Raw genomic sequence first — 15,639 nt, forward strand, 5'->3', positions numbered from 1 at the left:
TTGTTTTACCATGGTCAACGTGACCGATGGTACCAACGTTAACATGGGGTTTACTACGTTCAAATTTTTCTTTAGCCACGATATATTCCTTTCTTTTCAGAAATGCTCAGTCTCGCTGAGCAATAGCATTCAATTATGAGTTATAGACTAGTTTGCGGTTATCCGCGCGCTTCTATAACTGATTTAGCAACATTCTGCGGTGCATCAGAGTACTTCAGGAACTCCATAGAGTAAGAAGCACGTCCTTGAGTTGCACTACGTAAGTCCGTTGCGTAACCAAACATTTCAGATAGAGGTACTACAGCTCGAACGATTTTGACGCCGCCAATGCCGTCGTCCATACCTTCGATCAAGCCGCGACGTCTGTTCAAGTCGCCTACTACATCTCCCATGTAACTTTCAGGGGTAGTTACTTCAACCTTCATACAAGGTTCGAGTAACACAGGATCTGCTTCGAGAGCACCCTTCTTAAAGCCCATGGAACCGGCAACTTTAAACGCCATTTCATTCGAGTCGACATCATGGTAAGAGCCGTCGAACAGCGTCACTTTAACGTCCAGTACAGGGAAACCGGCTAATACACCGTTCTTCATCTGTTCCTGGATACCTTTATCTACTGCAGGGATGTATTCTCTTGGAACAACACCACCAACAACCTCGTTGACAAATTCGTAGCCAAAACCTTCTTCTTGAGGTTCTAGCCGCAACCAAACATGACCAAATTGACCTCGGCCACCCGATTGACGCACAAACTTGCCTTCAACTTCTACACGCGAGCGAATAGTTTCACGATACGCGACTTGTGGTTTACCCACGTTACACTCGACACTAAACTCGCGACGCATACGGTCAACGATGATGTCTAAGTGCAATTCACCCATTCCCGAGATCAGGGTTTGACCCGACTCTTCGTTGGTCTCGACTCTGAATGAAGGATCTTCCGCAGCAAGCTTTTGCAGCGCAATCCCCATCTTCTCTTGGTCGGCCTGGGATCTTGGTTCCACCGCAATCGTGATTACGGGCTCAGGGAACTCCATACGTTCGAGAATAACTTTATGGTCAGCATCGCATAAGGTGTCACCGGTAGTAACATCTTTAAGACCAATGGCAGCGGCGATGTCGCCAGCGCGCACTTCTTTGATCTCTTTACGGTCGTTTGCGTGCATCTGCACCATACGACCAATACGCTCACGCTTTTGTTTGACCGAGTTATATACGCCTGAACCGGTTTCCAATACGCCTGAATAAACACGCATAAAGGTGAGCGTTCCAACGAATGGGTCCGTTGCGATCTTAAATGCTAACGCAGAGAAAGGCGCGTTGTCGTCCGCAGGACGCTCAACCTCATTCTCTTTGTCGTCGATACCCTTAATAGCAGGTACTTCGACTGGCGATGGCAAATAGTCAACCACAGCATCGAGAACTGCCTGGACACCTTTGTTCTTAAATGCAGAACCACAGGTAGCTAGCACAATCTCGTTAGCCAGAGTTCGCTGACGTAATGCAGACTTAATCTCTTCTTCTGACAGTTCACCTTCTTCAAGGTATTTATCCATCAGCTCTTCAGAGGCTTCGGCCGCACTCTCAACTAGGTATTCACGCATCTCAGCGGCCTTATCGGCCAGCTCTGCGGGAATTTCTTCATAAGTGAAGGTCATACCTTGATCTGATTCGTTCCAGTTAATGGCCTTCATCTTGATCAGGTCAATGACACCCTTAAACTCTTCTTCTGCACCGATATTTAACTGGATCGGTACACAGGTCGCTCCCAGACGGTTACGTATCTGTCCAACGACGCGTTCAAAGTCAGCACCAGCGCGGTCCATCTTATTGACAAACACTAAGCGCGGGACGTGGTACTTGTCCGCTTGTCGCCATACAGTTTCGGACTGAGGTTCAACACCAGATGAACCACAGAACACAACGACTGCGCCATCAAGTACACGCAGCGAACGTTCAACTTCAATAGTGAAGTCAACGTGGCCAGGAGTATCGATGATGTTGATACGATGCTCAGTAAATTGAGCATCCATACCGCGCCAGAACGTAGTGGTTGCCGCAGAGGTGATTGTAATACCACGCTCCTGCTCCTGTTCCATCCAATCCATGGTGGCTGCGCCATCATGAACTTCACCTATCTTATGAGACATACCGGTGTAGAAAAGGACACGTTCTGTTGTTGTGGTTTTTCCTGCGTCAACGTGAGCACAAATACCGATATTACGGTAGCGCTCAATTGGAGTTGTACGAGCCACGATTAAACCCTCTTTACTAAGGTAAAAACCTTAGTGATGTAAAACATGGTGCAGGCAAACGCCTGCACCAAAAGATTACCAGCGGTAATGAGCAAACGCTTTGTTTGCTTCTGCCATACGATGCACGTCTTCGCGCTTCTTAACAGCAGTGCCTTTATTTTCGGCAGCATCTAGCATTTCACCAGCTAGACGTAGAGCCATAGATTTTTCACCACGCTTACGAGCAGCTTCAACTAACCAGCGCATCGCTAGTGCGTTACGACGCACAGGACGAACTTCACATGGTACCTGGTAAGTAGAACCACCAACACGACGAGACTTAACCTCGACAGTTGGGCGAACGTTATCCAGGGCTGCTTCAAGGATTACTAGGTGCTCTTCGCCTTTCTTCTCAGCGACAACATCTAGTGCCTTGTAAATGATTTTTTCAGCAGTCGACTTTTTGCCGTCCTGCATAATGACGTTGATGAACTTAGCCAGCAACTCACTATTAAATTTTGGATCTGGTAGGATTTTACGTTGTCCTACAACGCGACGTCTTGGCATAACAATTTCTCCGTATGCTTCAGGGACCCCAAAACTGGAATCTCAATTATCTCTAGCTTGGCCTTACTTAACGGAAAACGTTAAGACTTAGGACGCTTAGCTCCGTACTTAGAACGTCCTTGACGACGCTCACTAACACCAGCACAGTCTAATGCGCCACGAACAGTGTGATAACGAACACCTGGTAAGTCTTTAACACGACCACCACGGATTAGAATCACACTGTGTTCCTGCAGGTTGTGGCCTTCACCGCCGATGTACGAAGTTACTTCGAAACCGTTAGTTAGACGCACACGAGCTACTTTACGTAGTGCAGAGTTAGGTTTTTTAGGTGTGGTTGTGTACACGCGAGTACAAACACCACGTTTTTGTGGACACGCATTCAACGCAGGCACATTAGTCTTGATGACTTTTGGCGAGCGAGGCTTACGTACCAACTGGTTTACAGTTGCCATGTATAGCTCCGAATCAGTTGAATAAACTCAACAGTAAGGTGTGAAAAATCTATATCCCACAGGTGTGGGACGCGAAATTTTAGAAAGGTAATGGGTCGCTGTCAAGAAATAGCCAACTTTTTACCCAATTTAAGTAAAAAAAAGGCACCAGCGGTGCCTTTTTTACAATCTATTTACCAACAGGCCTGATTAATCAGGGCTTCCCGCCAGGTTTAATAGATCGGCAAGGTTCTGCTCTGCTTCACTGGCACTGATAGCCGGCACTTCTTCTGCCGGACCACTTTGTGCTGCCTGATTACGCTTGTTGTGGTACGCATAACCAGTACCCGCTGGGATCAGACGACCCACGATCACGTTCTCTTTCAGGCCACGTAGCTTATCGCTCTTACCGCCTACGGCAGCTTCGGTCAATACGCGCGTGGTTTCCTGGAAGGATGCAGCTGAGATAAATGACTCAGTTGCCAACGATGCCTTGGTGATACCTAGCAGTTCACGTTCGAACTTAGCAGGTGCTTTGCCTTGCGCTTCAAGTTCGCGGTTAGCGATCTTCACGCGTGACACTTCAACCTGTTCGCCCGGTAGGAAGTCACTGTCACCAGACTCAGTGATCTCACACTTACGCAGCATCTGACGGATAATCACTTCGATGTGCTTATCGTTAATCTTCACGCCCTGTAGACGGTATACGTCTTGGACTTCGTTAACGATGTAGTTAGCCACCTTGTGGATACCACGTAGACGCAGAATGTCGTGTGCAGCTTCTGGACCGTCGGCGATCACTTCACCGCGTTCAACTTTCTCACCTTCGAACACGTTCAGGTTACGCCACTTAGGAATCATCTCTTCATATGGCTTACCACCATCAGCAGGCGTTATCACTAGACGACGCTTACCTTTGGTCTCTTTACCGAAGGAGATAGTACCTGAGTACTCAGCCAGAATCGCAGGCTCTTTTGGCTTACGCGCTTCGAACAAGTCAGCAACGCGCGGTAGACCACCGGTAATATCGCGAGTCTTAGACGATTCTTGTGGAATACGTGCAAGCGCGTCACCCACGGCAATTTGTGCATTATCGTCTTGGTTAACAATCGCCTTGCCTGGTAGGAAGTACTGAGCTGGTACTTCGGTACCTGGGATCATCAAGTCGTTGCCATCGGCCCCAACCAGACGAATCGCAGGACGCATCTCTTTACCAGCAGAAGGACGTTGACCAACATCTAGCACCACGATTGAAGAGAGACCCGTTAGTTCGTCGGTTTGACGTGTCATGGTGACACCTTCAATCATATCGACAAACTTAATGCTACCCGCTACTTCAGAAACGATTGGGTGAGTATGCGGATCCCAGTTAGCGATGACTTCACCGGCGTTAACCGATGCATCTTCTAGCTTCTCCAGGATAGTACCGTAAGGCACCTTGTAACGCTCTTTCTCACGACCCAGCTCATCGATAATCGCGATTTCAGATGAACGCGATACGATAACCAGCTTACCGTCTGAGTTGCTAACGTGCTTAGCGTTGTGCAGCTTAACGGTACCGGCATTCTTCACCTGTACGTTGTTCTCTGCAGATGCTCTCGATGCCGCACCACCAATGTGGAAGGTACGCATCGTCAGCTGTGTACCAGGCTCACCGATTGACTGAGCAGCAACAACACCGATAGCTTCACCTTGGTTGATCAGATGACCACGAGCCAAGTCACGACCGTAACACGCCGCACATACACCGAAATCAGTGTCACAGCTAATTACTGAACGTACGATAACTTCATCGATAGAGTGCTCTTCGAGCTTGTCACACCAAGCCTCGTCAAGCAGCGTGTTGCGTGGAGCAAGCACATCTTCAGTACCTGGGTAGTAAACATCTTCTGCAACCACACGGCCCAGAACACGCTCACGTAACGCCTCAACTACGTCACCACCTTCAATCAGCGGCTTCATGGTCAGACCTTCGTGGGTACCACAATCTTCTTCGATAACGACTAAGTCTTGTGCAACGTCAACCAGACGACGAGTCAGGTAACCCGAGTTCGCTGTCTTAAGTGCCGTATCCGCTAGACCCTTACGCGCACCGTGAGTAGAGATAAAGTACTGGAGTACGTTTAGACCTTCACGGAAGTTCGCGGTAATTGGGGTTTCGATGATCGAGCCATCTGGCTTAGCCATCAGACCACGCATACCCGCTAGCTGACGAATCTGTGCAGCACTACCACGAGCGCCTGAGTCGGCCATCATGTAGATGCTGTTGAACGAAGCTTGTGTCTCTTCTTCGCCATCACGGTTAATCACTGTCTCAGTAGACAGGTTATCCATCATCGCTTTAGAAACCTTTTCGTTCGCACTTGCCCAGATATCGATAACCTTGTTGTAACGCTCACCGGCGGTTACAAGACCCGACTGGAACTGCTCCTGAATCTCAAGCACTTCAGCTTCTGCATCAGCAACAAGCGTGTACTTCTCATCCGGGATCACCATGTCGTTGATACCTACAGAGGCACCCGATACGGTCGCAAAGTGGAAACCGGTATACATCAATTGGTCAGCAAAGATAACAGTATCTTTCAGACCCAACTGACGGTAACAGGTGTTCAGTAGCTTAGAGATCTGCTTCTTGCCCATGTTTTGGTTAACCAAATCATAAGACAGACCTTTTGGCAGTACCTGAGATAGTAATGCACGACCTACAGTCGTATCGACAATGCGACGTGACTCGGTATGCTCACCATTTTCACCAATAGTGGTTTCAGTGATACGAACCTTAACGCGAGCATGTAGCTCGGCAACACCAGTGCGGTAAGCTTTTTCAACTTCTGCAACTGATTCGAAGGCCATACCTTCACCGCGGCCGTTTACACATTCACGGCTGGTGTAGTACAGACCCAATACAACGTCCTGTGACGGTGTGATCACCGGCTCACCGTTTGCAGGTGACAGAATGTTGTTGGTCGACATCATGAGTGAACGTGCTTCTAACTGAGCTTCTAGCGTCAGTGGCACGTGAACCGCCATTTGGTCACCGTCGAAGTCAGCGTTATAGGCCGCACACACCAATGGGTGCAGTTGAATCGCTTTACCTTCAATCAGTACAGGTTCGAACGCCTGAATACCCAATCTGTGCAGTGTTGGTGCACGGTTAAGCATTACTGGGTGTTCGCGGATCACGTCATCAAGTACGTCCCAAACCTCAGGTACTTCGCGCTCAACCATCTTCTTAGCCGCTTTAATTGTCGTGGCTAGACCGCGACCTTCAAGCTTGCCATAGATGAATGGCTTAAACAGTTCCAGTGCCATCTTCTTAGGAAGACCACACTGATGTAGACGCAGAGTAGGACCAACGGTAATTACCGAACGGCCTGAGTAGTCAACACGCTTACCGAGCAGGTTCTGACGGAAACGACCCTGCTTACCTTTGATCATATCGGCCAAAGATTTAAGCGGACGCTTGTTAGAACCCGTAATAGCACGACCACGACGACCGTTATCTAATAGCGCATCGACAGACTCTTGCAGCATACGTTTTTCGTTACGTACGATGATGTCTGGTGCAGCCAGGTCTAGTAGACGCTTCAAACGGTTGTTACGGTTGATCACACGACGATAAAGGTCGTTCAAATCAGACGTAGCAAAACGACCGCCATCTAGCGGAACTAGAGGACGTAGATCAGGTGGCAGAACCGGTAGCACCTTGAGGATCATCCACTCTGGCTTGTTGCCTGAAGTGAAGAAAGCTTCAATGAGCTTTAGACGCTTTGTGATCTTCTTACGACGAGTCTCAGAGTTGATCGATGGCAGTTCTTCGCGCATCTCTTCAATCTCTTTCTCAAGATCGATAGCACGTAGCAGCTCAAGTACCGCTTCGGCACCCATCTTAGCTTCAAACTCATCACCGTACTCTTCGAGTGCGTCGAGGTAGTTTTCTTCAGTCAGCATTTGGCCGCGCTCAAGGCTGGTCATGCCAGGCTCGATCACTACAAATGATTCGAAGTAAAGTACGCGCTCGATATCACGCAGAGTCATATCCAGCATCAAACCGATACGAGACGGAAGTGACTTCAAGAACCAAATGTGTGCCACTGGGCTAGCGAGATCGATGTGACCCATACGCTCACGACGCACTTTAGTCTGGGTAACTTCTACGCCACACTTTTCACAAATCACACCACGGTGCTTTAGACGCTTATACTTACCGCATAAACACTCGTAGTCTTTAACTGGACCAAAAATACGCGCACAGAACAAACCTTCACGCTCAGGCTTGAAAGTACGGTAGTTGATGGTTTCTGGCTTCTTAACTTCACCAAATGACCAAGAGCGGATCAGATCTGGCGACGCTAGGCCGATCTTGATGCCTTCAAATTCTTCAGTCTTGCTTTGCTGTTTCAGAAACTTTAATAAGTCTTTCACGTTTCTCTCCTGAAGGAGTTAAACCAGGTGCCCTGCTCTCGCAGAGCACCGTTTATTGCCAAACTTCGGCGATGGCCAAGTCTTACTCTTGATCCAACTCGATATTAATACCGAGTGAACGGATCTCCTTCAGCAATACGTTGAAGGACTCAGGCATACCTGGTTGCATCTGATGATTACCGTCGACGATGTTCTTATACATCTGAGTACGACCGTTAACGTCATCAGACTTAACAGTAAGCATTTCTTGTAGAGTGTAAGCAGCACCGTATGCTTCAAGTGCCCATACTTCCATCTCACCGAAACGCTGACCACCAAACTGAGCTTTACCGCCCAGAGGCTGCTGAGTAACAAGACTGTAAGAACCTGTTGAACGCGCGTGCATCTTATCGTCAACCAAGTGGTTAAGTTTAAGCATGTACATGTAACCAACGGTTACTGGGCGTTCAAACTCATTACCGGTACGACCGTCAAACAACTTAAGCTGTCCAGAGGTTGGCAGACCTGCTAGTTCTAGCATTTCCTTAATCTCTTTCTCTTTCGCGCCGTCGAATGCCGGAGTCGCAGTCGGAATACCGCCTTTGAGGTTCTTAGCAAGACGTAGAACTTCTTCATCGGTGAACGAGTCGATATCGACCTGCTGCTGCACGTCTTCACCTAATTCGTACACCTTCTTGATGTAGCCACGAAGCTCTGCAAGTTCACGCTGCTCTTCAAGCATAGCGGTGATGCGATCACCTATGCCCTTGGCTGCGGCACCTAAGTGCACTTCAAGAACCTGACCTATGTTCATACGTGATGGTACACCTAGTGGGTTCAAGACGATGTCCACTGGGTTACCCTTTTCGTCGTACGGCATATCTTCAACTGGGTTGATCTTAGAGATCACACCCTTGTTACCGTGACGACCCGCCATCTTGTCACCAGGCTGAATAGTACGCTTAACCGCTAGGTAAACCTTAACGATCTTAAGTACGCCAGGCGCCAAGTCATCACCTTGGGTGATCTTACGGCGTTTAATTTCAAACTTCTTATCGAAGTCAGCTTTTAGCTCTTCATGCTGCTCGGCTAGCTGCTCAAGCTCAGTTTGCTTACCTTCGTCATCAATGGTTTGCACCAATAGTTGAGGACGTGGCAGCGCATCAAGCTCTGCTTCGCTAAAGCCTGAAGCGGCTAATAGGTTACGTGCACGGCCAAAGACACCTTCTTCAAGGATCTTGAACTCTTCGGTCAGGTCTTTCTTAGCCTGAGCGATGTGCATCTCTTCGATCTCTACCGCACGCTTGTCTTTCTCAACGCCGTCACGGGTAAATACCTGAACGTCGATGATAGTACCCTTAACAGAGTTAGGTACGCGTAGAGAGCTGTCTTTAACGTCAGAAGCCTTCTCACCGAAGATAGCACGCAATAGCTTCTCTTCCGGGGTCAGCTGAGTTTCACCCTTAGGTGTAACCTTACCAACTAGGATGTCGCCACCCTTCACTTCTGCACCGATATAAACGATACCTGACTCGTCCAGCTTAGACAGCGCAGACTCACCAACGTTAGGAATATCGGCAGTGATCTCTTCGCTACCCAGCTTAGTATCACGAGCGATACAAGAAAGCTCTTGAATGTGGATAGTGGTGAAACGATCCTCTTGCGCTACGCGCTCAGAGATTAAGATCGAATCCTCGAAGTTGTAACCGTTCCAAGGCATGAACGCGATACGCATGTTCTGACCAAGTGCCAAATCACCTAAATCGGTAGATGGACCATCGGCTAGAACATCACCACGAACAACTGGATCGCCAACGCTACAACATGGGCGCTGGTTGATACATGTGTTCTGGTTAGAACGGGTGTACTTAGTCAGGTTGTAGATATCGATACCCGCTTCACCAGGTGTCAATTCATCTTCATTGACCTTAACCACGATACGGCTTGCATCAACATAATCAACGTAACCGCCACGCTTAGCCGCAACAACCACGCCTGAGTCAACAGCCAATGTGCGCTCAATACCTGTACCGACGAGAGGCTTGTCAGCTCTAAGTGTTGGTACCGCCTGACGTTGCATGTTCGCACCCATCAATGCACGGTTCGCATCATCGTGTTCTAGGAACGGAATCAAAGATGCCGCCACAGAGATGATCTGTTGTGGTGATACGTCCATATATTGAACGTCTGCAGCACGCATAAAGGTAGATTCACCCTTATGACGACACGCGATCTGCTCTTCAACCATACGGCCAGTCGCATCAACTTCGATGTTCGCCTGAGCGATCACATAACGGCCTTCTTCGATAGCTGACAGGTAGTCGACCTGGTCAGTGATCACACCATCAACTACCTTGCGGTATGGTGTTTCTAAGAAGCCATAAGAGTTAGTGCGCGCGAAGCTTGCTAACGAGTTGATCAGACCAATGTTTGGACCTTCAGGGGTCTCAATTGGACATAGACGACCATAGTGAGTTGGGTGAACGTCTCGAACCTCGAAACCTGCACGCTCACGGGTCAAACCGCCTGGGCCAAGAGCCGAAATACGACGCTTGTGAGTCACTTCTGACAGCGGGTTGTTTTGGTCCATGAACTGAGACAGCTGAGATGAGCCGAAGAACTCTTTCACTGCAGCAGAAATTGGCTTAGCGTTGATTAGATCTTGTGGCATCAGCTCGTTAAGATCGCCAAGGCTTAGACGCTCACGTACGGCACGTTCTACACGAACAAGACCGACACGGAACTGGTTTTCAGCCATTTCACCAACACTACGGATACGACGGTTACCCAAGTGATCGATATCATCCACTTCATCATTACCGTTACGGATCTTGATGATGTTTTGCATTACTGCAACGATATCTTCTTTGGTCAGGATACCTGTACCTTCGTCATCATCGATACCGAGACGACGGTTGAACTTCATACGACCTACTTTAGACAGGTCATAACGCTCTTCACTGAAGAAGAGGTTTTGGAATAGCGCTTCGGCAGCATCCTTGGTTGGCGGCTCGCCAGGACGCATCATGCGATAGATTTCAACCAAAGCCTCTAGGCGGTTAGTGGTTGAATCGATACGCAATGTGTCAGAGATGTAGGCACCGTGATCAAGCTCGTTGATGTACAGGGTGTCGATCTCTTTGATGCCGGCCATAGATAGCTTAGCAAGATCTTCAAGGCTGATTTCGGCGTTAGCAGAAACCAATACTTCGCCCGTATCTGGGTCGATGTAATCTTGTGCAGCAATCTTGCCTGAAATGTACTCAACAGGTACTTCAAGCTCTGTGGTATTTGTCTTTTCAAGTTGACGAATGTGACGTGCAGTAATGCGACGCCCTTTCTCAACTAAGATGTTACCTTCAGCATCTTTGATGTCATAGCTTGCAGTCTCGCCACGTAGACGGTCTGCAACTAGCGTCATCACCAAGGTATCTTTCTTGATCTTGTACTGAACACGTTCGAAGAACAGATCTAGGATATCTTGGGTAGAGTAATCCAGTGCACGTAGGATGATTGACGCCGCAAGCTTACGACGACGGTCAATACGTACAAACAGTGCATCTTTAGGATCGAATTCAAAGTCTAACCATGAACCACGGTAAGGAATAATACGTGCGTTATAAAGCACCTTACCAGAAGAGTGGGTCTTACCACGGTCGTGATCGAAGAATACACCTGGACTACGGTGTAGCTGAGATACGATAACACGCTCAGTACCATTGATAACAAAGGTACCGTTTTCAGTCATCAGAGGGATATCCCCCATGTAGACTTCTTGTTCTTTGATGTCTTTTACTGTGCCAGGCGCAGCTTCACGATCATACAACACCATACGCAGCTTAACGCGTAGTGGCGCAGAGTATGTAACACCGCGAATTTGACACTCTTTCACATCAAAAACTGGCTCACCTAGCTTATAGCTGACATATTGCAGCTCTGAATTACCAGAAAAGCTCTTGATGGGAAAAACGCTACGGAAAGCGGCTTCTAAACCACGCTCACCTGTAGGATCTTGATCGGTGAACTTCTTAAACGAGTCCAACTGGATTGACAGAAGGTAAGGGATATCCAACACTTGTGGACGCTTACCAAAGTCTTTGCGAATACGCTTCTTTTCAGAATAGGAGTAAACCATGGGTTTCCTCTGATTGCGAGATATGACCAAGACTGAAACAACCTTAGGTTGCAACAGCACGTTTGCCCATCACCGTTGAAAGCAAGAACCTAACCAATAATCTCTGCTAGGAACTGCGAAATCTGGCGACAAACGGTGAAAAAAAATCGCCTACGCTTACAGCGCAAAAAAGGCCGACGGTTAAAAAACCGCCAGCCTCCGCCCGATCACTCGGGAGGTTGTAAGTTAGAGTATAACTTACTTGATCTCTACTGCAGCACCAGCTGCTTCAAGTTCAGTCTTAAGAGCTTCAGCTTCTTCTTTAGAGATAGCTTCTTTAACAGCTACTGGAGCTGATTCAGCCATACCTTTGGCTTCTTTCAGGCCTAGACCTGTAGCGCCACGAAGAGCTTTAATTACTGCAACTTTGTTGTCGCCGTGTGAAGTAAGAATTACGTCGAATTCTGTCTTCTCTTCAGCAGCAGCGCCTGCATCAGCACCACCAGAAACAACAGCAGCAGCGGCAGATACGCCGAACTTCTCTTCCATTGCTTCGATTAGTTCAACAACTTCCATTACAGACATTTCTGCAAGGGCTTCTAAGATTTGGTCTTTAGTGATAGACATAACAAAAAATTCCTAATTGTACTGAATTCAATTTATTTAAGCGGCTTGTAAAATTAAGCAGCTTCTTTCTGATCGCGTAGAGCGGCCAATGTACGAACGAACTTGCCAGCTGATGCTTCTTTCAGAGTCATCATGAACTGTGCTAGTGCTTCTTCGTATGTTGGTAGTTTTGCTAAACGATCAATGTCGCTTGCAGGGATTAATTCCCCTTCAAAGGCTGCTGCTTTGATTTCAAATTTCTCTTGCGCTTTAGCGAAATCTTTAAGAAGACGCGCAGCTGCACCTGGGTGCTCATTAGAGAATGCAATCAAAGTAGGACCAGTAAACGTCTCAGCTAGGCACTCAAAAGCAGTACCTTCAACAGCGCGCTTAACTAGTGTGTTACGTACAACTTTAACGTAAACACCAGATTCACGAGCGGTTTTACGAAGACCGGTCATATCACCTACAGTTACACCGCGAGAATCGGCAACAACTGCAGATAAAGCACCTTTGGCAGCTTCGTTGACTTCAGCAACAATCGCTTTTTTGTCTTCGAGTCTTAATGCCATTGGCTTTACTCCTGGATTCAATCTAGGGAATTCCCTAGCAATTACCATACTAAGTATCAAAATACTCAGTTACTTACGGCGCGAATATCCAGGCAGAATAAAATCTATCTGGGGTCCGACACCGTCTACGTAGGAAATTAAGTTAACGCTATCGCTAACACCTACGATCTTGGACGTGAACTAAATCCACAAGTGAAAATAGTCCTCAACCCACAAGGTGCGCGCATTATAGACTAATACCCACACCTTGTAAAACAAGCTAAGAAATTAAGCTGATGGATTCAGAGTGCTCTGATCAACAGCAACACCTGCACCCATAGTGGTAGAGATGCTTACTTTCTTAACGAAAACGCCTTTCGCAGAAGCAGGCTTAGCTTTGATAAGCGCGCCTAGTAGTGCGTCCAGGTTTTCTTTCAGTTGAACAGGTTCGAAGTCCACTTTACCGATGGTAGTGTGGATGATACCGTTCTTATCGTTACGATAGCGAACCTGACCAGCTTTTGCATTCTTAACAGCTTCAGCAACGTTAGGCGTTACAGTACCTGTCTTAGGGTTAGGCATCAGACCACGTGGGCCTAAGATTTGACCTAACTGACCAACAACGCGCATTGCATCAGGAGATGCGATAACTACGTCGAAGTTCATTTCACCAGCTTTAACTTGTGCAGCAAGCTCGTCCATACCAACTAGCTCAGCACCAGCTTCTTTAGCGGCGTCAGCGTTAGCACCTTGAGTAAACACAGCAACACGTACATCACGACCGGTACCGTGTGGTAGTACAGTAGCACCACGAACGTTTTGGTCTGATTTACGTGGGTCAACACCTAGGTTAACCGCAACGTCAACACTTTCAACGAACTTAGCAGTAGCTAGTTCTTTAAGTAATGCAACAGCTTCGTTGATGTCGTAGCTCTTAGTTGCTTCTACTTTTTCGCGGATCAAACGCGCGCGTTTAGTTAGCTTTGCCATGATATTAATCCTCTACTACCAAACCCATTGAACGCGCAGTACCTTCGATTGAGCGAGTCATCGCTTCAATGTCAGCACCAGTCATATCAGCGGCTTTAGTCTCAGCGATTTCCTGGACAGCGCTACGCTTGATAGTTCCCACTTTTTCAGTGTTAGGACGGCCAGAACCTGACTTAAGACCAGCAGCTTTAAGCAGCAGGAATGAAGCAGGTGGAGTCTTAGTTTCAAAAGTGAAAGAGCGATCAGTGTAAACTGTGATCACAACTGGAATCGGCATACCTTTCTCGAACTTTTCAGTACGAGCGTTGAATGCTTTACAGAATTCCATGATGTTAACACCTTTTTGACCCAATGCAGGACCAACTGGTGGCGACGGGTTTGCAGCACCGGCTGCTACTTGTAGTTTGATGTAACCATCAACTTTCTTTGCCATGAGACATTTTCCTCAAGTTTGGGTACAAACGCTAGCGGCGACATGCCGATTAGCTCCCCGAAAATAATGGGTGCGGATTATACAAAAATCCGCACCCATTTCCAATACGTTTTGTGCTTTATTTAATCAGCTTTTTTCGATCTGGCTGAAATCTAGCTCTACAGGCGTTGAACGACCGAAGATCATTACCGACACCTTGACGCGGTTCTTCTCGTAGTCAACCTCTTCCACTGTGCCATTAAAGTCGGCAAATGGACCATCGGTTACACGAACCACTTCACCTGGCTCAAACATCACGCGATGAGTCGGTGACTCAGTAGTCTCTTGTAGACGCTGCAGAATTGCATCTGCCTCGCGATCAGAGATAGGCGCTGGACGATCTGAAGTCCCACCAATGAAACCCATCACACGCGGGATGCTCTTCACTAAGTGCCAGCTTTCATCGTTCATTTCCATCTGCACTAACACATAGCCAGGGAAGAACTTACGCTCACTCTTACGACGCTGACCTGCACGCATTTCGACTACTTCCTCGGTCGGTACTAGTACCTCACCGAAATAGTGCTCCATACCGTGCATTTTGATGTGTTCAAGCAATGATTTGCATACACGACCTTCATAACCTGAAAAGGCCTGAACCACATACCATCTTTTTTTAGCTTCAGTCATAGGAAATGCCTATACGCCCGTAATAAAATTAACAATTCTCAGCAATACCGCGTCCATTCCCCAAAGAATCAATGCAAGTATGCCTGTTGCCGCTAGTACGATAAATGTCGTATTTAGGGCTTCTTGACGCGTCGGCCAAACTACTTTACGTACTTCAATATGAGATTCACGAGCAAAAGACAGCGCTTGCTTACCCTTCTCAGTTTGAAGTGCGATAAAACCTGCTATCGCAAATGCCACTACGACACCGATAGCACGAACCAATACACTAGCTTCGCTATACATCTGATTAGCAATAATGGCCGCCGCTAGCAGAATAACTACTACGCCCCATTTAACGATATCCAGAGAATTTCCCTGGTTTTCAGTATTTGTTGTCATCGGTTAATTCCGTTACTCATTACGACCTGAGCTTAAGTCTGGTCAGTTTTTAACATCAGGCAAAACGTGCTCACCCTGACCATACCACTACATTCTCCGAACTTACTCCCAGAGCAAACAGTAAGCCCAGAGGGTCAAAAATCGGCCATAGATTGTATTCTTATTCGGTGCTGTTGGCAAGGCAAGCTGCAGCCCGATAAACACAAAATCTAAATCACTTAAAACAAAAAAGGCAGCCTAAGCTGCCTTTTTCAGT

Annotated in this window: 11 protein-coding genes; all 11 read right to left on the reverse strand. The window is 47.5% G+C overall.

Features of this window, described 5'->3' with window-relative positions; genetic code table 11:
* Window positions 1–158 precede the first annotated feature (158 nt).
* Window positions 159–2,255 (reverse strand): elongation factor G, encoded by a 2,097-nt coding sequence (gene fusA, locus NY07_RS18510; protein WP_033540837.1) that lies wholly within the window; start codon window positions 2,253–2,255, stop codon window positions 159–161.
* Between the two features lie 75 nt (window positions 2,256–2,330).
* Entirely contained in the window at window positions 2,331–2,801 is a 471-nt protein-coding gene (gene rpsG / locus NY07_RS18515; RefSeq protein WP_011863963.1) for a 30S ribosomal protein S7, read from the reverse strand.
* Window positions 2,802–2,881: 80 nt separating this feature from the next.
* Window positions 2,882–3,256 carry a 30S ribosomal protein S12 gene (gene rpsL / locus NY07_RS18520; RefSeq protein ID WP_011863962.1) on the reverse strand — a complete coding sequence of 125 codons (375 nt, stop codon included), beginning with the start codon at window positions 3,254–3,256 and terminating at the stop codon, window positions 2,882–2,884.
* A gap of 189 nt (window positions 3,257–3,445) precedes the next feature.
* A complete protein-coding gene (rpoC, locus tag NY07_RS18525; protein ID WP_033540838.1) occupies window positions 3,446–7,660 on the reverse strand; it encodes a DNA-directed RNA polymerase subunit beta' in 4,215 nt (1,404 codons plus the stop codon).
* Window positions 7,661–7,742: 82 nt separating this feature from the next.
* A complete protein-coding gene (gene rpoB / locus NY07_RS18530) occupies window positions 7,743–11,774 on the reverse strand; it encodes a DNA-directed RNA polymerase subunit beta (RefSeq protein ID WP_033540839.1) in 4,032 nt (1,343 codons plus the stop codon).
* Between the two features lie 237 nt (window positions 11,775–12,011).
* Window positions 12,012–12,380 (reverse strand): 50S ribosomal protein L7/L12, encoded by a 369-nt coding sequence (gene rplL / locus NY07_RS18535; RefSeq protein ID WP_033540840.1) that lies wholly within the window; start codon window positions 12,378–12,380, stop codon window positions 12,012–12,014.
* Window positions 12,381–12,433: 53 nt separating this feature from the next.
* Window positions 12,434–12,931: a 50S ribosomal protein L10 gene (gene rplJ, locus NY07_RS18540; RefSeq protein ID WP_033540841.1), complete on the reverse strand. Its 498-nt coding sequence runs from the start codon at window positions 12,929–12,931 to the stop codon at window positions 12,434–12,436.
* Window positions 12,932–13,198: 267 nt separating this feature from the next.
* Complete coding sequence (gene rplA, locus NY07_RS18545; protein ID WP_033540842.1) at window positions 13,199–13,900, reverse strand: 50S ribosomal protein L1; 702 nt, start codon at window positions 13,898–13,900, stop codon at window positions 13,199–13,201.
* Between the two features lie 4 nt (window positions 13,901–13,904).
* Window positions 13,905–14,333, reverse strand: coding sequence for a 50S ribosomal protein L11 (gene rplK / locus NY07_RS18550; protein ID WP_011863956.1), 429 nt, complete (start codon window positions 14,331–14,333; stop codon window positions 13,905–13,907).
* 126 nt (window positions 14,334–14,459) lie between these two features.
* Complete coding sequence (gene nusG, locus NY07_RS18555) at window positions 14,460–15,002, reverse strand: transcription termination/antitermination protein NusG (protein ID WP_011863955.1); 543 nt, start codon at window positions 15,000–15,002, stop codon at window positions 14,460–14,462.
* Between the two features lie 9 nt (window positions 15,003–15,011).
* Window positions 15,012–15,383 (reverse strand): preprotein translocase subunit SecE, encoded by a 372-nt coding sequence (gene secE, locus NY07_RS18560; RefSeq protein ID WP_033540843.1) that lies wholly within the window; start codon window positions 15,381–15,383, stop codon window positions 15,012–15,014.
* Between the last annotated feature and the right edge of the window lie 256 nt (window positions 15,384–15,639).

The organism is Shewanella sp. ECSMB14101 (assembly GCF_000773485.1).
Taxonomy (GTDB): domain Bacteria; phylum Pseudomonadota; class Gammaproteobacteria; order Enterobacterales; family Shewanellaceae; genus Shewanella; species Shewanella marisflavi.

What these genes read in the sequence shown, in the direction of transcription:
- rplA (WP_033540842.1), bottom strand. Translation starts at nt 13,900, where the DNA reads ATGGCAAAGCTAACTAAACGCGCGCGTTTGATCCGCGAAAAAGTAGAA.
- rplJ (WP_033540841.1), bottom strand. Translation starts at nt 12,931, where the DNA reads ATGGCATTAAGACTCGAAGACAAAAAAGCGATTGTTGCTGAAGTCAAC.
- nusG (WP_011863955.1), bottom strand. Translation starts at nt 15,002, where the DNA reads ATGACTGAAGCTAAAAAAAGATGGTATGTGGTTCAGGCCTTTTCAGGT.
- rplK (WP_011863956.1), bottom strand. Translation starts at nt 14,333, where the DNA reads ATGGCAAAGAAAGTTGATGGTTACATCAAACTACAAGTAGCAGCCGGT.
- rpsG (WP_011863963.1), bottom strand. Translation starts at nt 2,801, where the DNA reads ATGCCAAGACGTCGCGTTGTAGGACAACGTAAAATCCTACCAGATCCA.
- rplL (WP_033540840.1), bottom strand. Translation starts at nt 12,380, where the DNA reads ATGTCTATCACTAAAGACCAAATCTTAGAAGCCCTTGCAGAAATGTCT.
- rpoB (WP_033540839.1), bottom strand. Translation starts at nt 11,774, where the DNA reads ATGGTTTACTCCTATTCTGAAAAGAAGCGTATTCGCAAAGACTTTGGT.
- rpsL (WP_011863962.1), bottom strand. Translation starts at nt 3,256, where the DNA reads ATGGCAACTGTAAACCAGTTGGTACGTAAGCCTCGCTCGCCAAAAGTC.
- secE (WP_033540843.1), bottom strand. Translation starts at nt 15,383, where the DNA reads ATGACAACAAATACTGAAAACCAGGGAAATTCTCTGGATATCGTTAAA.